The 23,212-nt window shown below is 33.0% G+C and carries 25 protein-coding genes; 12 read left to right on the forward strand and 13 right to left on the reverse strand.

What is annotated here, in order from left to right; all coding sequences use genetic code 11:
* The 4 genes from MTX13_RS05675 to gdhA all read right to left on the reverse strand — a co-directional run bounded on the left by MTX13_RS05675 (nt 1) and on the right by gdhA (nt 6,955).
* Complete coding sequence (locus MTX13_RS05675; RefSeq protein WP_250433414.1) at nt 1–2,406, reverse strand: TonB-dependent receptor plug domain-containing protein; 2,406 nt, start codon at nt 2,404–2,406, stop codon at nt 1–3.
* 28 nt (nt 2,407–2,434) lie between these two features.
* Complete coding sequence (gene recO / locus MTX13_RS05680) at nt 2,435–3,142, reverse strand: DNA repair protein RecO (protein ID WP_250433415.1); 708 nt, start codon at nt 3,140–3,142, stop codon at nt 2,435–2,437.
* Nucleotides 3,142–5,493, reverse strand: a complete 2,352-nt coding sequence (gene porZ / locus MTX13_RS05685; RefSeq protein WP_250433416.1) for a type IX secretion system anionic LPS delivery protein PorZ — start codon at nt 5,491–5,493, stop codon at nt 3,142–3,144. Before porZ ends, recO begins: the two co-directional genes overlap by 1 nt.
* 118 nt (nt 5,494–5,611) lie before the next feature.
* Nucleotides 5,612–6,955: an NADP-specific glutamate dehydrogenase gene (gene gdhA / locus MTX13_RS05690; protein WP_250433417.1), complete on the reverse strand. Its 1,344-nt coding sequence runs from the start codon at nt 6,953–6,955 to the stop codon at nt 5,612–5,614.
* A gap of 239 nt (nt 6,956–7,194) precedes the next feature.
* Between gdhA and MTX13_RS05695 the strand changes: the two genes are divergently transcribed.
* Complete coding sequence (locus MTX13_RS05695) at nt 7,195–7,980, forward strand: THC0290_0291 family protein (RefSeq protein WP_449555741.1); 786 nt, start codon at nt 7,195–7,197, stop codon at nt 7,978–7,980.
* A gap of 77 nt (nt 7,981–8,057) precedes the next feature.
* Here the strand turns inward: MTX13_RS05695 and MTX13_RS05700 are convergent, their stop codons facing one another.
* A complete protein-coding gene (locus tag MTX13_RS05700; RefSeq protein WP_250433419.1) occupies nt 8,058–9,197 on the reverse strand; it encodes a cystathionine gamma-synthase in 1,140 nt (379 codons plus the stop codon).
* An 89-nt stretch (nt 9,198–9,286) separates the two neighbouring features.
* Here MTX13_RS05700 and MTX13_RS05705 point away from each other — a divergent pair, with 89 nt between their 5' ends.
* Nucleotides 9,287–10,003, forward strand: coding sequence for a DUF3298 and DUF4163 domain-containing protein (locus tag MTX13_RS05705; RefSeq protein WP_250433420.1), 717 nt, complete (start codon nt 9,287–9,289; stop codon nt 10,001–10,003).
* 3 nt (nt 10,004–10,006) lie between these two features.
* Here MTX13_RS05705 and MTX13_RS05710 read toward each other — a convergent pair whose 3' ends face one another.
* Nucleotides 10,007–10,462: a DinB family protein gene (locus MTX13_RS05710; protein ID WP_250433421.1), complete on the reverse strand. Its 456-nt coding sequence runs from the start codon at nt 10,460–10,462 to the stop codon at nt 10,007–10,009.
* Between the two features lie 69 nt (nt 10,463–10,531).
* Between MTX13_RS05710 and MTX13_RS05715 the strand changes: the two genes are divergently transcribed.
* Both MTX13_RS05715 and MTX13_RS05720 read left to right on the forward strand, forming a co-directional pair.
* Entirely contained in the window at nt 10,532–10,885 is a 354-nt protein-coding gene (locus MTX13_RS05715; protein ID WP_250433422.1) for an arsenate reductase family protein, read from the forward strand.
* Nucleotides 10,878–11,774, forward strand: coding sequence for a DMT family transporter (locus tag MTX13_RS05720; RefSeq protein ID WP_250433424.1), 897 nt, complete (start codon nt 10,878–10,880; stop codon nt 11,772–11,774). Before MTX13_RS05715 ends, MTX13_RS05720 begins: the two co-directional genes overlap by 8 nt.
* Here the strand turns inward: MTX13_RS05720 and MTX13_RS05725 are convergent.
* Nucleotides 11,763–12,242 carry an acyl-CoA thioesterase gene (locus MTX13_RS05725; RefSeq protein ID WP_250433869.1) on the reverse strand — a complete coding sequence of 160 codons (480 nt, stop codon included), beginning with the start codon at nt 12,240–12,242 and terminating at the stop codon, nt 11,763–11,765. The genes MTX13_RS05720 and MTX13_RS05725 overlap by 12 nt on opposite strands.
* A 111-nt stretch (nt 12,243–12,353) precedes the next feature.
* On the opposite strand from MTX13_RS05725, the gene MTX13_RS05730 reads away from it, so the two are divergent.
* The 3 genes from MTX13_RS05730 to nadD are packed head-to-tail and all read left to right on the forward strand — an operon-like array spanning nt 12,354 to nt 14,370.
* Nucleotides 12,354–13,211 carry a YicC/YloC family endoribonuclease gene (locus MTX13_RS05730; protein ID WP_250433426.1) on the forward strand — a complete coding sequence of 286 codons (858 nt, stop codon included), beginning with the start codon at nt 12,354–12,356 and terminating at the stop codon, nt 13,209–13,211.
* Between the two features lies 1 nt (nt 13,212).
* Complete coding sequence (gmk, locus tag MTX13_RS05735) at nt 13,213–13,785, forward strand: guanylate kinase (RefSeq protein ID WP_250433428.1); 573 nt, start codon at nt 13,213–13,215, stop codon at nt 13,783–13,785.
* 6 nt (nt 13,786–13,791) lie between these two features.
* Complete coding sequence (gene nadD / locus MTX13_RS05740) at nt 13,792–14,370, forward strand: nicotinate (nicotinamide) nucleotide adenylyltransferase (RefSeq protein WP_250433430.1); 579 nt, start codon at nt 13,792–13,794, stop codon at nt 14,368–14,370.
* 72 nt (nt 14,371–14,442) lie between these two features.
* Here the strand turns inward: nadD and MTX13_RS05745 are convergent, their stop codons facing one another.
* From MTX13_RS05745 to MTX13_RS05755, 3 genes are all read right to left on the reverse strand, one after another.
* On the reverse strand, nt 14,443–15,021 hold the full coding sequence (locus MTX13_RS05745; RefSeq protein WP_250433432.1) for a hypothetical protein: 579 nt from the start codon (nt 15,019–15,021) through the stop codon (nt 14,443–14,445).
* Nucleotides 15,022–15,291: 270 nt separating this feature from the next.
* Nucleotides 15,292–15,789 (reverse strand): peptidoglycan-binding protein LysM, encoded by a 498-nt coding sequence (gene lysM, locus MTX13_RS05750; protein WP_250433433.1) that lies wholly within the window; start codon nt 15,787–15,789, stop codon nt 15,292–15,294.
* A 200-nt stretch (nt 15,790–15,989) separates the two neighbouring features.
* Nucleotides 15,990–16,931 (reverse strand): nicotinic acid mononucleotide adenyltransferase, encoded by a 942-nt coding sequence (locus MTX13_RS05755; protein ID WP_250433435.1) that lies wholly within the window; start codon nt 16,929–16,931, stop codon nt 15,990–15,992.
* A gap of 133 nt (nt 16,932–17,064) precedes the next feature.
* On the opposite strand from MTX13_RS05755, the gene MTX13_RS05760 reads away from it, so the two are divergent.
* From MTX13_RS05760 to MTX13_RS05775, 4 genes are all read left to right on the forward strand, one after another.
* The gene (locus MTX13_RS05760) at nt 17,065–18,066 is read left to right on the forward strand and encodes an NAD(P)H-dependent glycerol-3-phosphate dehydrogenase (protein ID WP_250433437.1); all 1,002 of its coding nucleotides are present in this window, start codon (nt 17,065–17,067) and stop codon (nt 18,064–18,066) included.
* 11 nt (nt 18,067–18,077) lie between these two features.
* A complete protein-coding gene (locus MTX13_RS05765) occupies nt 18,078–18,770 on the forward strand; it encodes a hypothetical protein (RefSeq protein ID WP_250433440.1) in 693 nt (230 codons plus the stop codon).
* A 154-nt stretch (nt 18,771–18,924) separates the two neighbouring features.
* Nucleotides 18,925–20,127 carry an alpha/beta fold hydrolase gene (locus MTX13_RS05770; protein ID WP_250433441.1) on the forward strand — a complete coding sequence of 401 codons (1,203 nt, stop codon included), beginning with the start codon at nt 18,925–18,927 and terminating at the stop codon, nt 20,125–20,127.
* 105 nt (nt 20,128–20,232) lie between these two features.
* Nucleotides 20,233–20,718 carry a YybH family protein gene (locus MTX13_RS05775; protein ID WP_250433442.1) on the forward strand — a complete coding sequence of 162 codons (486 nt, stop codon included), beginning with the start codon at nt 20,233–20,235 and terminating at the stop codon, nt 20,716–20,718.
* An 85-nt stretch (nt 20,719–20,803) separates the two neighbouring features.
* Here MTX13_RS05775 and MTX13_RS05780 read toward each other — a convergent pair whose 3' ends face one another.
* Genes MTX13_RS05780 through MTX13_RS05790 form a run of 3 tightly spaced genes read right to left on the reverse strand, consistent with a single transcriptional unit; the run spans nt 20,804 to nt 22,616 of the window.
* A complete protein-coding gene (locus MTX13_RS05780) occupies nt 20,804–21,199 on the reverse strand; it encodes a hypothetical protein (protein WP_250433443.1) in 396 nt (131 codons plus the stop codon).
* 5 nt (nt 21,200–21,204) lie between these two features.
* Entirely contained in the window at nt 21,205–22,224 is a 1,020-nt protein-coding gene (gene pheS / locus MTX13_RS05785) for a phenylalanine--tRNA ligase subunit alpha (RefSeq protein ID WP_250433444.1), read from the reverse strand.
* Between the two features lie 35 nt (nt 22,225–22,259).
* Nucleotides 22,260–22,616 carry a hypothetical protein gene (locus MTX13_RS05790; protein WP_250433445.1) on the reverse strand — a complete coding sequence of 119 codons (357 nt, stop codon included), beginning with the start codon at nt 22,614–22,616 and terminating at the stop codon, nt 22,260–22,262.
* A 74-nt stretch (nt 22,617–22,690) separates the two neighbouring features.
* Here MTX13_RS05790 and MTX13_RS05795 point away from each other — a divergent pair, with 74 nt between their 5' ends.
* Nucleotides 22,691–23,209 carry a CvpA family protein gene (locus tag MTX13_RS05795; RefSeq protein ID WP_250433446.1) on the forward strand — a complete coding sequence of 173 codons (519 nt, stop codon included), beginning with the start codon at nt 22,691–22,693 and terminating at the stop codon, nt 23,207–23,209.
* Nucleotides 23,210–23,212 lie beyond the last annotated feature (3 nt).

Raw genomic sequence — 23,212 nt, forward strand, 5'->3', positions numbered from 1 at the left:
TTACAAGGTATATGTTAATGAAATAACGAGATTCCTTCCTGGAGATGCAATTCCGGAAGAGTAAGTTTTGTAACGCTGATCGGTTATATTTTCTAACCCTCCAGAAACCAATAAGCCTTTATTAAAGTTATATTGTGCTCTTAAATTTAAAGTATACCAAGAAGGTGCATACGGATTACCATTAGAATCTTTGGCATAAATATAATCTTTTACTTGTTCTGAAGGTGCCAATTGATTGTATGATAACTCGCCGTTATAATTCGCAAATAAATCTACCTTCAATCTATTCTTGCTCCATATTAAATGGGTATTACCGAAATTAGGCGTCACATGCCTAACAGGAACATCAACACCATGATCATCTTCTGTACCACCTACTACATTATATTGGGATGTTAACTTAAAGGCATCAGAAAAGTTTATTTTCAAGCCCAATTCAAAACCATAAATATGAGCTTCTGAAGCATTTTGAATAGCTTGAACTGTACTTAATTCGCCGTCATATATTATTTCTGACTCTCCATTTAATGTGTAATCTTGTCTAACTAAAGCATTATCTAGATAAGTATAATATGTTGCTAAATCCAATAATACAACGTTGTCAAAATTCAATAATAATCCCAGTTCACCTCCATAAGCATATTCAGGTTTTAAGTGATCGTTAGGTACTACAACAGAACCCGGTTCGGAATCAAATACCTTTCCCACGTCATCAATATTTGGTGCTCTAAATGCCGTTGAAAGATTAAACTTCCATTGTAACATTTCATTTGGATTCCAGCTTACACCTGCAGTCCCAGTCAAGGCTCCAGAATTAATTTTAGATTCATTGAAAGGCAGATTCAAATAGGTGTTATTTTCAGTAAAATCTGCTTTAGAAAATACTTGGTTATAACGTAATCCTGTTTGAATAATAAAATTCGATTTCGGTTTATATTTTAAACTGGTGTAAGCAGCTACAGATTGCCAATTTGAATTATCAGGATAACGAGATACAGAAGGCATTATGTTGCCATTATTAACATTTTCTTCTTCTCCTTTAGAATGTACGAGGTTATAAATATATTCAAAACCGTAAAACAACTCGGTTTTTGAACTTAAACGTTTTTCAAAATCGAAATTTGCTGAAAAGGCATCTATAGATTCTTCTCTATTATTTTTAATTTCAGATTGGAAGTTTCTATCATGACGACTTTCCTTAAAGTTTTGATAAGCTATAGTCGTTTGAATTTTATCATATAAATTAGAGCTGCTACTTAATTTTGTTAATTGAAAATTAGCCATAAACCATTGTTGAGGGCCATAATACCATTCAGCTGAACGAAGGTTTTCGTCTCTGTACCTTATAAGTCTGTCGTATCTAGAATAATCTGATGTTGTGCTATAGTAAACTCCTAAATCAAAATGCAAATTATCATGATGCTCATAACGTGCTTTTTGCATGACATTTAATTGGTTAAATCCTGTTGGGACTTGCGATTCCGGGTTGCTGTTAGGGATAATTTCATCTACACCGTTAACTGTCTGAACGTATTCAGGCCGTAAATAATCATCTGGACCATGTGAGCCCATTCTTAAATCATCAAAATCACTAAAACTTATACTGGTTAGAAAGGCCCATTTTTTAAGACCAAAATTTACATCAAGATGCCCTGTTTTTTCATTATTTGCCGAAGCATATCGAGCAAATGCATTGGCTTTAAAATATAAGTCGTCTTTATAGGATAACTGTGGCTTTTTTGTATAAAAACTCATGACACCACCAATGGCATCGCTTCCATAAACAACTGAACCCGCACCTAAAGTAATTTCGGTATTTTGAATACTTAACGGATCTATTGAAATAATATTTTGCAGATTGCCACTTCTAAAAATGGCATTGTTCATCCTAACACCATCAACTGTAATCAATAAACGGTTGGTAGAAAACCCCCTAATCATAGGGCTTCCACCACCTAATTGGCTTTTTTGAATATAAACATTTCCTGTATTTTCTAATAAATCGGCACTAGTTTGGGGATTAAAAAATGTAATTTCCTTTGAAGTTAGACTAATAATTTTTTGAGGTACATCTCGTTTACTTTGCTCGAATTTAGATGCAGATATAACCACCTCATCCAAATCTACTCTAGCGTTTAAGTAAACTAAATTATTAGCTGCTGTAATTTCTTCTTTAGTTAATTCAATAGGTTTATGTCCTTCCCTTTCGAATAATAATAGTGCATTTTCGGTAAAATTATCTAGAATCGCTTGTCCATCTAGATTCGTTATAACAGATTTATTTTTCGATGATATAATTACACCAGCTAACGGGATTTCAGAATCTTTTTCAATTACTGTAATTTGCTGTGCTTGCATATAGAATATGCTCAATAAAAACAAACACAAGAGTATCTTTAGTTTCATGAATGAAAACAAATAGGTCTATGGTTGGTTAATTAAAAACTTGGTTTAACACTAATAAAGACTTCGGCTTCTTAAAGTTCCCTAAATGTAATTCAAAATACAACAAAAGGGCAGTTAAAAAAGATTGTCTTTGGCTAGCATTTAATTTTAATGTATTTAAAGCATCAAATTTCATGCCTAATAGGCTTCTTAAAATATCATTATTTTTAACTGATAACGAGTATTTACTTATATTTTTTTCAAACTGTCCTGTTTCCAAATTAAAAGTAAGACCGTTACTTACTGGCTCTTCTGGGTAAAACCCCAGATGCTTTGTTAGCTTGAGGAGGAATATAATATGAAAATTGGCAAATTGGTTGTCATTGTCCAGCCACAACAATGCATTTTCTAAAAAATCATATAAGTCTTGATTTTGTTCTTCTTCTTTAAGTATTATTGAGAGTACTTCTGCTAGGAACATAACTACCGAACTCTTAAGAACATTTGAATGTAGCGTACTGTAGGAGTTATTAAGCTTAACTTCTGAAATATAATGAAGGTTTTGGTTGTTTCTGTAATTTTCTTCTATAAGTAGCTGTGATAGTAACTGAAAATAAGCTATTGTGTTTTTTTTCTTAAAAGCGTTTTTAATTAAATAGCTAACTACACCTCGTTGTTCTGTATAACATTTTACAATTAAATCGTTGTCACGATATTTAATCTTAGAAAGAACTATAGCTTTATTTGAGGTTCGCATTACCTAACGACCATTACTTTTAAGACTTTAGTTTCAAATGTATCCAAATCATACAGCATAACTAAATATACTCCTGAGCTTACCACATTATTATATAGGTTTTTCCCATTCCAAAAGGCTGTACCGCCATCTATTTCAAGGTTATATCCTCTATATCTTAAGTTTGTGTTTGATGTTGCTTCAGCTACCAAATTACCTTCAATATCTAAAATCTTAACATTAACATTATCTGAAAGACCGTTAATCTTTACTTTTTCTTCAATTATATTGAAATTAGGCCTAACTGGGTTTGGGTAGATAAATGTATTTTCAAAATTATCTTGAGGTTCTGACCCTCCTGCTTGGTAAGAAACCAATCCTTTGTCTGTCGCGATATAAACTTCGCCCGAAGCATCATCAATAGAAACATCTACAATGTTATTTGAGGGCAACGGGGAATTGTCTTTAGTGAAGTGATAAATTGTTTCCTGACCATCTGATGAAAAATAAAAAATGCCCGAACCAATAGTTGCTACCCACTTATTGTTAGAACCATCGACTTCTATATCTGAAACAAATTGCTGAAAAAGTAATTCTTTAGGCACGCCTTCTTCCAAAATTATAATGGATTCAACATTTACATCATCATTAAAAAAATTAGATGTATTATATAGAACCCGAAGCCCATTTGGTGTTCCCAACCAGATTTGATTCCTTCTATCCAAAGCAAGTGCGGTTACAAAACTAGATGGCATATTATCCTCTTCACTATTAATACTTTTTAATTGTGTTCCACCGATGGTTTCATTAAATCCAATCAAGCCATAGTTATAACCTCCTATCCACTTTGTACCATTATTGTCAATTACTATTTCGTCATAACCCCATTCACCAGATAATCCATCTTGAATTAAGTCTGTAAAATCATAACCCTGCCATTGCCCTGTTGAGGGATCATAAGATTTTAAAGGCCGGTCAACACGCCCTGTCATAGTCCATAAGACACCATTTCTATCAAAATTGGAAGCACATTGCCTTATACTTTTAAAAGTGGGATTTGAAGGTATTACCAAAGATTCTAATCCGCTATTATCTTCATTATATAGAACAGTAGGCGAGTCGTTATTAATTTCCAATAAACCATCATTAAATGAACTTATAAACACTTGATTCGGATTAAAAGGATTTATTGCTATTTTATTTAAATTTCTAGCGCCTAACACACTGTCAAAAGGTACATTGTTCCATTCATCATTACTATCTAAATGGCTAACACCTCTTTCTCTTGACGGTGAAGGACTAAATGTTAATGAATAATCTCCATATGTGAGCCACAAATTATTCTGTTGCGCTTTTATTGAAAAGGAATCATTTAATAATGGCCCTGTAGGGTGAATTTCTGTGAATTCGGTAGAATTTTGAAATGGAATGCTCAAAATTCCCCTTGTGCTTGTACCAATATATAGAAAATCATCAATAATGGTAGCATTTTGAAAAAAGGTATTTAAATCTGAATTTGAAACTATTTCATTAATTAAATTAAATTCTGAATCATATATAAAAACTCTATCGTCCAAAGTTACAATCATATAATCTTCAACTCCACGAAGATCCCTTGGAGGAGTATCATACCTAATCAACTCGTTTAAGTTATTGTTTATAACCTGAAAAAATCTTCTATTACCTCTAGCTAAATATAAATTTTCTCCAACAGTCTCAATTGCCAAATAATTTCTACTATTAGTAATATTTTGCCATTCTTGAAAGTCTACAAGATTGGGGCTATCTACTTCTGCAACTCTCACTCCGCCCGAATCAAAGCATGAAGCATATATAAACTCATTAAATATGGTCGTTTGGGTAATGGAAATTTGAGCCCCACCATTTCCTATAAAGTACGTGTCTCCAAATTCTAAACGCGCTAAATCGTAAACAGAAATCCCATAATCTGTAGATATATATATGTAACCATTATATTCATTAAAATGATTTATTCGTTTTTTTGTTGGAGGAATTGTTGGTTTTTCAACAATGTCAATTACAGTTAAAACGTCATCATCATTGTCAAAAACCAGCTCCATTAATCCGTTTTCATAACCGATTACAAGTGTTTCATAAAACTCACTGTAATATATTTGGGAAATTGCTTCTCCAGAAAGCCCATTAATAGTAGAAAGGGTTTCCATTTCTAATGTAACCGGATCATAAATAAATACAGCATTCTCTGCAGCAGCATACAGCTTACCATTGCCTTGAGAAACATCTTTGATATTTAAATACGAAAAATGACCTTCCCAAAAATTTGAAAAATCTTGGGAAAACCCCAGACTTGGCAATAATAAAATTAGTGAAACGCAGATTCTCTTAATCATAGTGGATTTTTAATCAGTCAAATATATTAATAGTAACGAGTTTAGAATAGATTTAATATGATTTAAACAAAAAAAGCTTCCTAAAATTAGAAAGCTTTTTTAATTATATAGGCTGAATTTACACCACGCCTTGTGCCATCATAGCGTCTGCAACTTTAACAAATCCAGCAACATTTGCGCCTTTTACGTAATCTATGTAACCATCTGATTGTTTCCCATAGGTAACACAAGACTCATGAATATCATTCATTATCTGGTTCAATTTAGCATCTACTTCTTCACGTGTCCAATTCAATCGTAGAGAATTTTGACTCATTTCTAAACCTGAAGTAGCTACACCACCAGCATTAGATGCTTTTCCTGGTGAAAATAAAACTTTAGCTTTTTGGAACGCTTCAATTGCTTCTGGTGTAGTTGGCATATTTGCCCCTTCTGCAACTGCAATAACCTGATTTGAAATTAACGCTTTAGCTTCCTCTTCATTTAGCTCGTTTTGAGTAGCACATGGCAATGCAATATCACAATTTACACTCCACGGTCTTTCATTAGCATAAAATGTAGCAGAAGAATACTTTTCTGCATATTCATTAATTCTTCCTCTTTTAACATTTTTAAGTTCCATGATAAATGCTAATTTATCAGCGTCTATTCCTTCTGGGTCATGAATATATCCAGAAGAATCAGACATAGTTACAACTTTCCCTCCTAATTCAGTCGCTTTTTCACAAGCGTATTGAGCAACATTTCCTGAACCTGAAACAACTACTGTTTTGCCTTCAAATGAATCACCTTTTGTAGCCAACATATTTTTAGCAAAATACACACAGCCGTATCCTGTAGCTTCAGGGCGAATTAACGATCCTCCATACGACATGCCTTTACCGGTTAAAACACCTGTAAACTCATTACGTAGTCTTTTATACTGCCCAAACATGTATCCTATTTCTCTTGCTCCAACACCTATATCACCTGCTGGCACATCTGTATTTGCACCAATATGTCTGAATAATTCTGACATAAACGATTGGCAAAAACGCATAACCTCATTATCACTTTTCCCTTTAGGATCAAAGTCACTACCTCCTTTTCCGCCACCCATTGGAAGGGTAGTTAGTGAATTCTTGAAAACCTGCTCAAATCCTAAAAACTTAAGAATACTTAAATTTACTGATGGATGAAAACGTAAACCGCCTTTATATGGCCCAATTGCAGAGTTAAACTCTACTCTATAACCTCTGTTTACTTGGGTATTACCATTATCATCAATCCAAGGCACTCTAAATATTATAGTACGTTCTGGCTCAACCATACGCTCTAACAACATTTTTCCTTGATATTTTGGATTCTCCTCAATGAAAGGAATGACTGTTTCGGCTACTTCATGAACAGCCTGCATGAATTCAGATTCGTGACCGTTCTTTTGTTTAACACTATCTAAAAATGCGTCAATTTTTTGTTTCATTTCTTTATTTGTTTAAGAAATCAATAATATTAAAATTTATGGGCACAAATATACGTTATCTTTAAAAAAGAATACTGTTTTTTTTATAATTCGTAATAGGAAATTAAAAATACTTTTAAGGCTTTGCAATTTATTAATTTAATGATTTACTAATATGTTGTTTTATCTAATTAATTTGGTAGGTAATGGTGATTTTATATATTTGTTAACAGTTTGCTCTAAATCGTGAAAATCATATTATGTTCAAATTGAAACAATTAACCCTAGTACTAATCTTGATTGTCGGAATGCAATCAGGATTTTCACAGCTTGGATTTTCTCATGAAATTGGAGCTATTGTTGGTCCCGTTCAATTTAGATCAGATTTTGGTCAAAGAGGACATGAAGGCACCAATTTTGGTAATACCGGTATCGGTATTGGTATAGTGCATTATATCAACTTTGCTTATCGAGCAGATTGTAATTGTTATTCCACAGACACGTATTTTAACGATCATTTTAAATTACGAAGTGAAATTTCATATAATACTACAAAACTAAACCATTACGGGGAATGGGTTGCACCTGATAAAACAAGTCCAAATGCCGATAAGTTAAGAGCTCATAGTGGTGAAGCCAATAACTTCGATATAGGTATGCAAATTGAATATTTTCCTAAAAGTATTCGTGCGTTTCAAGCCTTTAGTTATCGTTTAGCACCTTTTATTAGCTTGGGTGTACATTATACGTCTTTCAATCCAAAGGCATATACAACTTATGGTAGCCAAAACATATTAGATGCCAATAATTTCTACTCGTATTGGGAACCTGGCTCCATTAACCCTGAATCAGGTAGTACGTGGTCTACTGTTGCCAGTATTGGTTTTCGTTACAAAATAGCACCTTTATCAGATTTAATGCTTGATTTGCGTTGGCAATATTACTTTAGTAATTGGATTGATGGGTTAAGCCATCAATTACCTTCTGACAAAGTTAACGATTGGTTGGTTTGGCTAAACTTTGGTTATATTTATTATTTAGATTAAAAAACTATCAACATATAAAAAGCTCAAGGATTATTTCTTGGGCTTTTTTTTATTTGTTAATTAGTCTAATGAGAAAATTATTTTATTGCTTGTTTTAAATCATTAATCAAATCGTCAATATCCTCAATACCAACACTTAATCGTATAAGCGAATCTACAACACCAGTTTTTTCACGTTCTTCTTTTGGAATACTGGCATGTGTCATACTAGCTGGGTGTCCTGCAAGAGATTCTACACCTCCTAAAGATTCAGCCAAAGTAAAAATCTTTAAATTTTCGACTATTTTAATGGCTTCTTTATAATTGTTCCCTTTCGTTGTAAAGGATATCATGCCCCCAAAATCATTCATCTGCTCTTTTGCTATGTGGTGGTTGGGATGATTCTCAAAGCCTGGCCAATATACATTTTCAACTTTAGGGTGATTAGCTAAATATTCTGCAATAGCTTTACCGTTTTCACAATGACGTTGCATTCTTATATGCAAGGTTTTAATACCTCTTAAAACCAAAAAACTGTCTTGAGGACCGCAAACTGCTCCACTAGCATTTTGAATAAAATATAATTTATCTGCAAGTTCTTGGTCTTTAACAACTAAAGCTCCCATAACCACATCGCTATGCCCTCCTAAATATTTAGTGGCTGAATGCATTACGATATCGGCTCCTAAATCTAAAGGTTGCTGTAAATAAGGTGTAGCAAATGTATTATCAACTGCCAACAGTAGATTGTGCTTTTTGGCAATTTTAGAACATGCTTTTATATCAATAATATTCATCATTGGGTTTGTTGGTGTTTCAACCCAAATCAATTTAGTATTGTTGTTAATGTAGGATTCTATATTATCGGCATTCTCCATACCAATAAAATGAAACTTTATCCCAAATTTCTTAAAAATAGACGTAAACAATCTGTATGAACCTCCATACAAATCATTTGTTGAAACAACCTCATCGCCAGGTTCTAATAGTTTTATTACAGCATCTATGGCTGCTAAACCAGAACCAAAAGCCAAACCAAAATTACCATTTTCAATACTTGCTAACGCTTTTTCCAAAGCCTGTCGAGTTGGGTTGTGAGTTCTTGAATATTCAAAACCTTTGTGGCCTCCAGGTGTACTTTGTGCGTAGGTTGAAGTTTGATAAATAGGTGGCATAACTGCTCCATAAGCTTTATCATGTTCTTGCCCACCGTGTATTGTTTTTGTGTTAAATTTCATAGGTATTATTTATTTTCACAAAGTTAGATTTTAATTCGGTCTATTCAAATGCAATAATTATCTTTAATTCACCAAAATTGAAATTAATAATGCGTTTTAAATATATAATCCTACTTGCTTTTATTGCTGTAAATTTTATTTCATGCATAGACGACACAAAAGTTGAATTCTCTGAAATAAACATTACAACTCCTGAAAACAAGATTGTAGAAATAAACATACCTAAAGCTACAGGTGTTCAAACTGTAGCCCAAAATATTAACACAACTATTGAATCTGCTGTTATTGAATATCTAAAAGTTGGAGATTTAGATAACACCCCTAAATCCAGCGTTGAAAACGCTATTGATGCTTTTAACAACGAATATGAAAATTTTAAAACAGAATTCCCCGAAAGCGCAATAGAATGGGATGCACAAATTGATGGTGAGGTTATGTATCATTCTGAAGTTATTATTTCAATTGCTCTTACAGCTTACCAGAATACAGGAGGAGCCCATGGTATTCTGAATATTAGCTTCTTAAATTTTGATGTGGAGACTGGTGATTTAATTAATAATGAAAATCTATTTTCAGACTTTTCTGCTTTTAAAAAAATTGCTAACAGCTATTTTAACAAAGAAATTGCAGGTAACGAAGACCAATATTTTGAACCCGAAAAATTCTCTATGCCAGCAAATATTGGTTTTGATGATGACGGTGTTTTTTTACTTTACAATGCTTATGAAATTGCACCCTATTCAACTGGGTTAACCGAAATACACATACCTTTTGACGAAGTAAGTATGCTTCTAAATTACATGTAATATTTAAACCAATTTTCGAAGGGCTAAAATACTCCCTAAATGAATGCCTTCATGAAAATTATTAAAGTCTATAGCTTCTTCAACACAAGTTAAGGTGCTTTTCGTGCTTACTGTATACGCTTCAAAATCTTTAAAAATATTATTATTATAATCCGTTTTTGTTTTCTCAATCGGTATAAATAATAAGCTTTTAATTTCATCAACTTCAACCTGTGATAAATCTCCTTCAGGTTTTGTACCTTTTTTAAAACGCTCAATAAACTCTTCCGAAACGTTGCAAGGCAATCCAGACAACCTATAAATTAAAATCTGTTGTGTGGCAATAACATGGGCAATATTCCAAATGATATTATTGCCAAAACCCTTTGGAACTTTATTTAATTGATTTAAAGAATGATTATCTAAAATAGATTCTAAAATATTTCGATTTTTTAAGGTAATATCAAATGCCCAATCCATAGGTTTTATTTTGTTTAAAATTACTAATTTATATTAAAATGAATTTACTTTGCAACTTAATTTCAGCATATGAAAAAAGTATATTATCTCAAAACCTGCAATACGTGTCTGCATATTTTAAACGAATTGCAACTTAATTCTGATTTTGTTTTACAGGACATAAAAAATGAGGCGATAACTGTTAAACAACTTGAAGAAATGCATAAGCTATCTGGAAGTTACGAATCATTGTTTAGCAAACGCGCCAAACTTTATAAAGAAATGGACTTAAAAAATGCCAATCTTACAGAAGCAGACTACAAAAATTATATTTTAGACCATTACACCTTTTTAAAACGCCCAGTAATAATTTTCGACAAACACATTTTTATTGGAAATTCTAAAAAAACAATAGCCTTGGCTAAAGCAACAATTAGTGAATAACAATCGAATTTTTGCACTTGTTGCAGCGTTTATGGTCCAAGTAATTTATGGTCTATCGTTTACTTTTGCAAACGATGTTATTGATGCCGGTTATATTAAACCTTATGGCTTTATTTTACTTCGTATCATTGGTGCGGCATGCCTTTTTTGGCTATTAAGCCTGTTCACTCCCATTGAAAAAATAGAACGCAAGGACTATATTAAATTCTTCGTTGCTTCAATTTTTGGTATTGCGTTAAACATGCTAACCTTCTTTAAAGGATTGGAATTTACCACATCTATTCATGCTTCGGTTATCATGACAGTGGTTCCCATTGTTGTATTGGTGCTATCTGCTATTTTTTTAAAAGAACGCATTACCCATCTCAAATTCCTGGGAATTCTTCTAGGTTTTTCTGGTGCAATTATATTGAGTATTTACGGAAGATCTGCACAAATTGGTGATAACATCTTACTGGGCAACACACTTGTTTTTATTAATGCGGTCTCATTTAGTTTATACCTTATTTTGATAAAGAAACTAACTGATAAATATCATCCATTCACTTTTATACGTTGGCTGTTTTTATTTGGGTTGATTATGGTAATTCCGTTTGGATTTGATGAGTTATCTAATGTTGTTTGGACGTCCTTTCCCCCTTATATTGTGTTTTCGGTTGTATTCGTAATACTAGGAGCAACCTTTGCCACATACTTGCTAAACCCTTTAGCTTTAAGACATTTAAAGGCTTCAACCGTTAGTACATTTTTATATATTCAACCCGTAATTGCAGGCATATTTGCTATAATTATGGGCAGTGATACCCTAAACTCAATAAAATTAATAGCGGCAGCTTTAATATTTACAGGTGTGTATTTGGTAACCAAAAAACCTAGATTAAAGGCTTAAATCTACTGGGTGTTTTTGATATTTACGTGTATCGGCTTTTGTTAACGTTTTAAAATCTTTTGATTTTGGAAACTGATTGGCACAAGCCATCAATTCATCATTCAAATGGGTTAGCTTTCTAGTTTTAAAACTCATCCAAGCGCCAAGCATCTCACAATGCGCAATGTTTTTGCCTTTCCCATCATAAAAATTATGATCAAAACTAAAAAACATACCATCTTCACTTAAACCTGTAACCTCTAATCCAACAGTTATTAGATCGCCAATGTGGGCTTCTTTAAAATAATAGATATGCTCATAAAAAACTATGGGTGCCAAATCGTGTTTTGCAATTTCATGAAGTGAAAATCCGTATTCTTCAAAAAAAGCCATTCGGGTATGACTCATAAAATTCACATAAGATGAATTAGCTAAATGCATATTAGCATCTAAATCATTCCATCGTATTTCAAATCGTTTTGTAAACATCTTACCTTTTTTATACTTCAAAAATACAATTTTAAGGCTGAACGCATTAATCATAATTCTATTTTCAAAACCTTCAGTTTTAGTTACCTTTGTATCACTTTAAATATACTTATGATACATTCAATGACAGGATATGGTAAATCTGTTTTGCAGTTGCCTACCAAAAAAATTACTATCGAAATTAAGTCGCTAAACAGCAAAAACCTGGATTTGAATGCTAGAATGCCTTCAATTTATCGCGAAAAAGAATTAAGCCTCCGCAAATTAATTGGTAAGCAGTTAGAGCGTGGCAAAATAGATTTTTCCATTTATGTTGAAATGACTGGTGAAGAAACCACATCTGAACTCAACAAACCTGCCGTAAGACAATACATAAAGCAACTTAAAGACGTTGTAGATGGCGATGAGACCGAGTTGCTTAAAATGGCTGTTCGCTTTCCAGACGCTTTAAGTACAGCCCGAGAAGATATTGATGAAAATGAATGGCAAGCTATTTTAGATGAAATTAATGCTGCTCTTAAACGTATTGACACGTATAGGTTGGATGAAGGAAAGGTTTTAGAAACTGATTTTAGAAATCGTATTCAAAACATTGATAAATTATTAGAGCAAGTCATAGCTATGGATCCTGAACGTATTGAAGGTGTGCGCGAGCGCTTACGTAAAGGTGTGGAAGAGCTTAAAGAAAAGGTAGACGAAAACCGCTTTGAACAAGAATTGGTTTTTTATATAGAAAAATTTGATATTACCGAAGAAAAAGTGCGTTTAAAAAATCATCTGGAATACTTTATAAAATCCCTTGATTCTGCAGATTCTAACGGCAAAAAACTAGGGTTTATTAGTCAAGAAATTGGGCGCGAAATAAACACCATTGGCTCAAAAAGCAATTATGCGCCTATGCAAAAATTAGTTGTTCAAATGAAAGATGAACTCGAGAAAATTAAGGAACAATTATTGAATGTTTTATAGTATGAATAAAGGAAAATTAATTGTATTCTCAGCACCTTCGGGTTCGGGTAAAACAACCATAGTAAGACATTTATTAGGTATAAAAGAGTTGAATTTGGAGTTTTCAATTTCTGCTACATCCCGTGAAAAACGCGGCGAAGAAATTCATTCTAAAGATTATTACTTTTTATCTGCCAAAGAATTTAAAACCAAAATTAAAAACGATGAGTTTTTAGAATGGGAAGAAGTATATCGCGATAATTTTTACGGTACTTTAAAAACCGAAGTCGAACGTATATGGGCACTTGGTAAACATGTAATTTTTGATATTGATGTTTCAGGCGGCTTACGCATAAAACGAAAATTTCCTGACGAAACCCTTGCAGTATTTGTTAAGCCTCCAAGTATAGATGAATTAAAAATAAGACTTAAAAAGCGAAAAACCGAAAGCGCCGACAAAATTAACATGCGCATAGCCAAAGCCTCTGCCGAATTGGCAACTGCCCCTTTGTTTGATGTTATAATTGAAAACGACAATTTAGAAAAAGCACTTAAAGAAGCTGAATCTGTTGTATCAGAATTTATAAATAGTTAGAATACCATGAAGGTTGGTTTATATTTCGGAACGTTTAATCCTATTCATGTTGGTCATTTAATTATTGCCAATCATCTAGCTGAAAACAGTGATTTGGACCAAATATGGTTAGTGGTTACACCACAAAGCCCGTTTAAAAAAAAGCAGTCTATGCTGGATAATTACCAACGTTTGGAAATGGTTTATCGCGCTACAAAAGATTACAATAACTTATACCCAAGTGATATTGAATTCAATTTACCTCAACCAAATTATACCATAAATACATTGGCTTATTTACAAGAAAAATATCCTGACAAAATATTTTCTCTTATCATGGGCGAAGACAACTTAAAAGGCTTTCACAAATGGAAGAACTATCAGGTTATTTTAGATAATCATGATATATATGTTTATCCTCGTATTTCTGAAGGCGCTATTGAAACACAGTTTGACAATCATAAAAGAATAAACCATATAGACGCACCAATTATACAACTATCATCTACGTTTATTAGAAAGTCAATAAAAGCAGGTCAAAATATTAGGCCTATGCTTCCTGAACATGTTTGGGAATATGTTGATGAGATGAATTTTTATAAATAAACAACCTATAGTTTTATTAAGGAAGATAAAAAAAGCCAACTTTTGAAAGTTGGCTTTTTTTATATGTGTTAATTATTTTTCTAACATAAAGTAACATTCAGATTGTGTAGCTTCAACATACATTGCCCAGCTATTTCCTGCAAAATCAATACCTTCTGCCCAAGCAGTCTCTTCACCGTTCGGACCAGTTACAACAGCATGCGCGGCAAAACAGTACAAGTCGTTTAATGCTTGTCTGTTCACGTGGTAAACCACTTCGTTTACACCCTCATTGTGTGTGGTGCCATGTTCAAATTGTCCTATTTTTGGGTTTCCAGAACCTGTAGTTGGAATAGCTTGTTCGTTACAGTTACCAATACTCATATGAGTTGCGTTGATACTCCAACCTTCAAAAGTGGCATATGTAATAACAATATCTTCCTCAACTACATCAACAGTAAGTTGACCTGCTTCGTGGTGCTGGCCAGCTAAAAGATTTAAATAGATGCAAGACTCTTCAGAATCTTCTCTAAAAAACTGTTTGTCAAATTCTTGAACTCTAAAATTTGGGTCTGAATTCAACTCTAAATTTTCATTTGAAATTTCCTCTGTATTACAATTAAATAATACAATTACAACCAATGCTGTTAATAGCAAATTAAGTTTTTTCATGATAATAGTTATTTGGGTTATGAGAACCAAATTAGAGGCAATAAATGCTCACACCATAAATTTTCGATGTTTCCATTACTTTTTTCGATTAAAAAATAAAAAATAGATGAAACACATTTTTTAAGGATGAAATTTCACACATTGTTGATTTACAATTTTTTACATTAACCATGTAGTTGTTTTTAGATAATCTCTGCCGTTATAACGGCAATATTTACAACAAAAAAAGCCAACTTAAAAAGTTGGCTTAATAAAATATATTTTTGAGTTTTAGTCCAAAGCAGGAATACGTAATACTTGACCAGGATAAATTAAATCTGGATCTTTAAGCATCGGTTTGTTGGCTTCAAAAATTACCGGATATTTCATGGCATTTCCATAATAGTTTTTAGCAATTTTACCAAGTGTGTCTCCACTAACTACGGTATGAAATTGTGCTTCAGGTTCTGTGTGTTCTACCGTCATTTGGTCATCAACAGTTGCTATACCATTTGAATTTCCAACAACTAAAACCACTTTCTCTCGTGTAGCTTGATCATAAGCCATACCGCATATTGTGGCTGTATCATCATCAATTTTAATATTTAAATCTTCCACTTGCAGCTGTAAGTCGCTAACGGTTTCCTCCAATCGATTAGCCGCAGCTTCTTCTCTGCGTAGTTTTGCTGCTGCAGCATCTGCCGCTGCCTCTGCAGCTTCTTCTGCCGATGTTTTTCCTATTCCAAAAATTTTGGCTCCGGCATCTTTAATGAATGAAAATAATCCCATAATTCGTCTTCTGTTTATAATTAATAAATGTAAATTTTAATTCTTATTAAAGTTAATAAAAAAGAAACTGCCTGTTACTAAATTTCACAGACAATTTCTACCAACTAAAAATTCTTAACCTAACAATAACTTTTTCTTAATTCAACCTTATATCAGTTTTGACACAATACTTTCTAAAAGTTCACATTTTATTTTGAAAATCAAACACGTTTACTGTCTCTAGGATTATCCTTGCGTTCAGCTTTAAACTTTCTTTTTTTCAATTCTTTAGTTTGCTTACCTTCAGAATTTCTCATAAACTGAATATAACCTCTACCTCTAAACTCATATATAGTTTGTGATGCTGGATGGTACAATTCAATCAAGCCATCGTTAAGTACGCTTATCTCAAATAGTTCATTTCCAAAATAATCGTAGTTAAGGGTCAACCTTTTTAGATACATATTTCCAGGTATATTGCCAACACCATATACTCCAGTATAATCCCAATAAATGTTATTTGGGTTGCCAATATTTACATCCTGCGAACTTCTAAATTCTGAATCATTACCACCTGCTAAAAACTGCAAATAGTTTTCATAATCAAAATCATTAACGGTTCCTGTAGGACTCGTATAGGTTTTCTCCCAAGCTTGATATTCTTGAAGGAAGTAATGTATGTTATCGTAAAACACAAAATCATAATCAAAATTAGACCGTTGATATCCATTCAAGAAATAGGATGTGTCGTTATTTGGGTTATACAACTCAATGGTATTATTGTTTATTTGGTAAACATCAAATGTTTGATAGCCATCAATGTCATGATAAACATCCAAAATCATATTATAGGCATCGTAATCTCCAACAGGTATTCCATAACCATTGCCTTGGCTACCAATACCCACTAGGTTATTATTTGCCCAAAGTGTACCGTTTCTAAACGAAACGGTAAAAGCAATTTGCAGAAAAGGTGTTTCGCCATAACCTATGGTTTCATTAATATCAACATACCATAGCTCATAAGAACTCAATAACTGATTTAACGAAATAGAAGGTGTTGGTTGCGGATTGTACGTGTCAACAATTATTTCTTCTGTATAACACGATGTAAACAGTGTTGCTGAAACCGCAAAAGTCAAAAGTAATTTTAAAGTCTTCATAGGGCTCTCGTTTTTAAAGTTATTACTTAACACATTTCAAAACATGTGCCAAAAACCAAAAGCTTCTCTAAATCAGATGTTTTTAAAGCGGCATTTTTTATGTACTTTTGATTTGTAAAATAATTAAGAGTTTATGGACAAACCTTTAAAGTACGCGGTATTTGGAGCAGGAAGCTGGGCAACAGCTATTGTAAAGATGTTATCGGAAAATTTAGAGGAAGTTGGTTGGTACATGCGCAGTGTTTATGCTAAAGAACACATTTTAAAAGAGTACCATAACCCTAGCTATTTAAGTTCGGTTGAGTTTAAGGTCGATCAGCTTAAGTTGAGCAATGACATTAATGAGATGGCTACTTATGCCGATGTGTTGATATTTGTTATTCCATCGGCTTTTATGCATAGTGAATTGGAAAAACTCACGGTTGATATTACTGATAAAATAATCGTTTCGGCCGTAAAAGGTATTATTCCAGAATCGGGTTTATTGGTTGGTGAGCACTTTCATGATATTTATAACATTCCTTTTGAAAACATTGCTGTTATTGCTGGCCCTTGTCATGCTGAAGAGGTGGCTTTGGAGCGCTTATCCTATTTAACCATTTCCTGTGCAGATGCCAACAAGGCCAAAGCCATTGCCAAAAATCTATCTAGTGACTATATAAAGACCAAAATAAGCGACGATATTATTGGCACCGAATATGCCGTCATGCTTAAAAATATTTATGCTATCGCCGCTGGTATTGCCCATGGTTTGGGATATGGCGATAATTTTCAGAGTGTATTGATGAGTAATGCCATACGCGAAATGAAGCGTTTTATTAAGAAAATGCACAAAATGAAACGTAACATCAACAACTCGGCTTATTTAGGTGACTTATTGGTTACGGGTTACTCGGTTTTTTCCAGAAACCGTATGTTTGGAAACATGATAGGCAAGGGTTACACAGTAAAAAGTGCCATGATGGAAATGAACATGGTTGCCGAAGGCTATTACGCTACCAAAAGCGCCCATTTACTGAACGAAAAGAACAAAAAGAAAACCCGATTGCCTATTATTAATGCGGTTTATGATATTCTTTACGACGGAAAAGATGCCAAAAAGGTGTTTAAAAAGTTAACGGAGAAGTTGGATTAATATTGACCTTTATGAAATATTTTTCAACCCTTTTTGTCCTTATAAGTCTATTTACCTATTCTCAAAAACGCGAATATAGTTTTGACCATATACTTCTTTATGAAGTAACATTTCACAAACAAAATGTTACAGAATTTAAATATTACTTAACCAATTCAAAAGATAATAGCTATTTAGGAATAATGAGAGGAGTTGATAGCTCTCAATTTGAATTGACATTTAAGCACCATGATGAAGCTTATGCAAAAGTTAAACTTTTAAAATCAGATTTTTATAAAGCCGAATTTATTGGTATTGCTTGTGAAAATGTACAGTTTTCTAAAAACCCCTATAAGTATCAAACAAAAAATTATGATTTTCATGTTTTAAAAGACACACTAATTAATGGTGAAGAACATGCTTTATATAAACTCGAATACAATAAAAAACTAAAAAAGAAGATTCGTAAAGGTATTGGGACCAATTACTATATCATTGACAATTCAACAAACTCCCATCTTCCAATATTACAACATCCTACGGCATATGAGGAATGGAACCTCAATAAAAATTTGCCTTATGGAATATTTATTGAGTTTATATTTTTAAATGCACAAAATGAAAGACATAGCTCTGAAAAACTTAAATCTTATTACAAAATAAAAAAGAGAATAGTATTCACTGGAGAGTGTCCAAAACCTATAATACTTAAATCGCATTTTTAATTTCTTTTAAAGTTGAAATACTTAATTTGACATTCCCAAAAAAATTGCAGAACTTCGTTTTATACTGATTTAAGTAATTATTCCTAGTTGCTTATGAATCTTGTCTAATCTTCCTACTTATGTTCAAATGATTTTTGAACAGGTATGATATTTTATGAAACCCAAAACTAATTATACAAAAAGTGGTGAGTTTAATATAGCTTATCAAGTAGTTGGAAATGGTCCTGTTGATATTATATATATTCCAGGTTGGGTTTCAAATATTGACATGATGTGGTCTGAACCAAGACTTGCTGGGTTTTTAACCCGACTCACCTTGTTTTCAAGACTAATATTGTTTGATAAAAGAGGTACAGGACTATCAGATCGTACAGACGAATATTCCACCATGGAAGAACGGATGGATGATATAAATGCGGTTATGGAGGCAACAAATTCTGAAAAAGCATTTCTATTCAGTCATTCTGAAGGTGGTTCAGTTAGTTTATTATTCTCATTATACTACCCAGAAAAGACTTTGGGAGTAATTGGATTTGGAATTTTTGCTAAAAGAAGATATTCAGAAGACTATCCTTGGGCACCAACCGATGCAGAGCGTGAAATTTCTAATAAATTAATCGAAGAAAATTGGGCTCATGGTAATCTAGATGAACTTCGAACACTTGTACCTTCTCTTGCTCATGATACTAAATTTATGGATTGGCTTGCTAGCTATTTACGTTCAGGAGGAAGTCCAAAAGCAGCTTTGATTTTACATAAACAATGTACACTTATTGATGTAACAGATGAATTGAGCTCAATAAAAGTCCCAACACTTTTATTATTCAGAAAAGGGGATATCGAAATCCGAGTTGAAGAAGGAAGATACATAGCGGATCGTATAGAAAATTCAAAATTAGTAGAAATTGAAGGTCAAGACCACTTGTTCTGGACTGGAAATACTTATCCAATTTTAGCTGAAATAGAAGAGTTTATAACAGGTATTCGTCCAGACCAACAAGAGTTTCAAAACTCTAATTCAAAAACCTATGGAACAAAAATTGACATTGAAGAAATTATGTCAAAAAATTTCTTGTATAACCTAAAGGTCGAAGAATTTGCTAAATTATGCGGAAGAAGTCTTTCAGCATTTAAAAGGGATTTTAAAAACAAGTTTAATACAACGCCTTCAAAATGGATTAAAATAAAGCGTCTAGAATATTCCAAACATCTTCTTGTAGAAAGCGATTTAAATATTAATCAAATATGTTATGAATGTGGTTTTGTAAATTCATCACATTATATTCAGTCTTTTAAAAAACAATACAATATTCCTCCTTACCAATTCCGGATGACTCACACTGTTCCAAATGTATAATCTTGTTATTTGGACGTTTTAGAATGTTTTTTGGGCTTTTCTGAAAGCCTTTTGTATTTGATTTTAATGAATTTTACTAAACTAATTTAATCAAAACAGTATACTATGAAAGCAAATTTAACATTCACGCTATTTATAACATTAGGATTATTTATTGCTAACTGCCATGCACAAGTAGACTTAATAAATGACGAATTTCCGGAAGCTAAACAAGAAGTCATGGAAACTTTTGGTGCCATTGCACAGAGCATAAAAGATAAAGATTTAGACAAACTCATTTCATTTCATGCTTATGGTCCCAAGTTCACTGAATTTAAAAATGGAGAACCTCGTAATGGAGATGCTGCAAACGAAGCTCATGAAAGAAGTGTGTTTGGCTCTGTCACTGAAGTTGTAAAATTTGATGCTAAAGATTTGAAAATAGCTGTTTATGGCGATGTGGCAAACCTAACTTTTCATTCAGATTTTCATTTAAAATTTGGTGAAGATTTAGTGATTGTAAATGATCAAATTACCTTATTATTTGTTAAAACCAAGGATGGGTGGAAAATGGTTCATGAACATCACTCACCATTAAAACCAGTGGAATAATTTTCTAAAACTCTATTGGATTTACTAAAGGCAATTTGTTTCATAAATCAAGTTGCCTTTAATTTTTAGTTTAAAATATCAGTAGTTACTTCACCAACACCCCTTTTTCTTGCATTAAAGGTAAGTTTTGCAGGGCATTTTTGTTAATGGTGTTCTTTCTAAATAGGTAGGTCTTGTCATACATCGTATTGCCTTCAAAAAAAGTGACTTTAAACTCGTTGTTTAGTTTTAAAACCGCTTCTTGCAAGTATTCAATTTTAGCATAACTGCGTGCTGGCAGCATTTTTATGCTATGACGCATAGTAGGTGTGATTTTGGTTTCGTTGTACCCTTTGGTAACAATTAAAACCATCTCTAAATCCACATCCTTGTTGTTGATGATATAGGCATTCCAATCGTGGGTTTGGTGCTCCTTGTTAAACTCATTAACGACAGCTACATAAACATCAGTAACTTTTGGAATTTGGATGTCTTTTTTCATGCGGTTTACAGTGCCGACTTAAATTGCTCTAAAAAGCGCACATCATTCTCGCTTAACAAACGAATATCGCCTATTTGATGTAAGAGCATGGCTATACGGTCAATACCCATACCAAAAGCAAAACCAGAATAGGTTTTGGAATCAATACCGCAGTTTTCCAAAACATTTGGGTCAACCATACCACAGCCCATAATTTCAAGCCATCCTGTACCTTTTGTAATGCGATAGTCCGTTTCGGTTTCCAATCCCCAATATACATCTACTTCAGCACTTGGTTCTGTAAATGGGAAATACGATGGACGTAGTCTAATTTTACTCTTCCCAAACATTTCAGTAGTGAAATATTGTAGTGTTTGCTTTAAATCGGCAAAACTCACGTCCTTATCTATATACAAGCCTTCTACTTGATGGAAAAAACAATGCGAACGTGCTGAAATAGCTTCATTTCTATAAACACGACCAGGCGAAATGGTACGAATAGGTGGTTTATTGTTTTCCATATAACGCACTTGAACCGAGCTGGTATGGGTACGCAGTAAAATATCTGGATTGGTTTGAATGAAAAACGTATCCTGCATATCTCGTGCTGGATGGTATTCAGGCAAATTTAACGCTGTAAAGTTGTGCCAGTCATCCTCGATTTCTGGGCCTTCACTTACATTAAATCCAATACGCGAGAAGATATCAATAATTTGGTTTTTAACAATGGATATGGGGTGTCTGGCACCAATCTCAATTGGCTCACCAGGACGTGACAAGTCACCATAAACACCTTTTACCTCTTCTTTATTCTCTAACTCTTCTTTTAAGGCTTTTACCTTATCTTCAGCTGTTTTCTTTAAGGTATTAATTACCTGACCAAATTCCTTTTTTTGATCGTTAGCCACATTTTTGAATTCCTTAAAATAATCATTAAGCAATCCTTTTTTTCCTAAATACTTAATACGAAAAGCCTCAACCTCTTCTTTAGATTGTGTGCTAAACGCTTCGGCTTCAGCAATTAATTCTTTTAATTTATCTATCATGATATCTCTAAAATGCGTGCAAATTTAATAAATCTTTATTCGATAAACTCGGCTTCAAGAAAATAGTTTACTATGGCTTCTTTCATAAGCACACTTTGTTCACCGGCTTTTAGGTTTGGCAGTTGTTCTTTTACTTTGTAATGTGGCCATTTATCATCATCATAATAATCAAATTCATAATAGCCATAAGGCTCTAGCAACCTACAAATGGCAATGTGCATGAGATCAAGCTTGTGGTCTTTTTTAAATTTTCTATTAAGTTGCCCTAGTTCCTGAACACCTATTAAATAAATTATAGCATCTAAATCCAGTATGTCACCATCAGCAAATTGTTTGGATAACTTGCTAACTACCAATTCCCATCTTTGTTTTAATTCTTCGTCTCTGGACATAATAATTTTAAAAAAGCAAAGTTACAAAGTAGATAGATAGCAATACTTTATATTTGCTTAAAATGTTTTGAGTTATGGCTATAATAGACATTGTACTACTTGCATTATTGGGTTTCGGACTAATTCGAGGCTTTTTCAAAGGTTTTTTTGTTGAAGTAGCATCGTTAGTTGCGCTTATTGCTGGAATTTATGGCGCAATACATTTTAGCTACTATGTTGCGGATTTGTTAATTGAGCATGTGGATTGGAGTGAGAAAACCATAAACATAACAGCTTTTGCTATCACATTTATTATTATAGTATTGGTAATTGCCTTAGCCGGTAAAGCACTTACCAAATTAGCCGATTTTGCTGCTCTAGGGTTTTTGAATAAGTTGCTTGGAGGTATTTTTGGTATGCTTAAAATAGGTTTAATATTAAGCATCTTACTCATTATTTTCGATAAGATGAATAGCACCATTACATTTGTTGACGAGGAACATACTCAAGATTCCATTTTATATAATCCCGTAAAGTCTTTAGCTCCCATGTTGTTCCCAACTATTATTAAGGCGGATGACACAGACAATCAAGACGAAACGGAAGCAGAATAAAAA

This window comes from Hanstruepera flava, from assembly GCF_023634025.1.
Classification (GTDB): domain Bacteria; phylum Bacteroidota; class Bacteroidia; order Flavobacteriales; family Flavobacteriaceae; genus Hanstruepera; species Hanstruepera flava.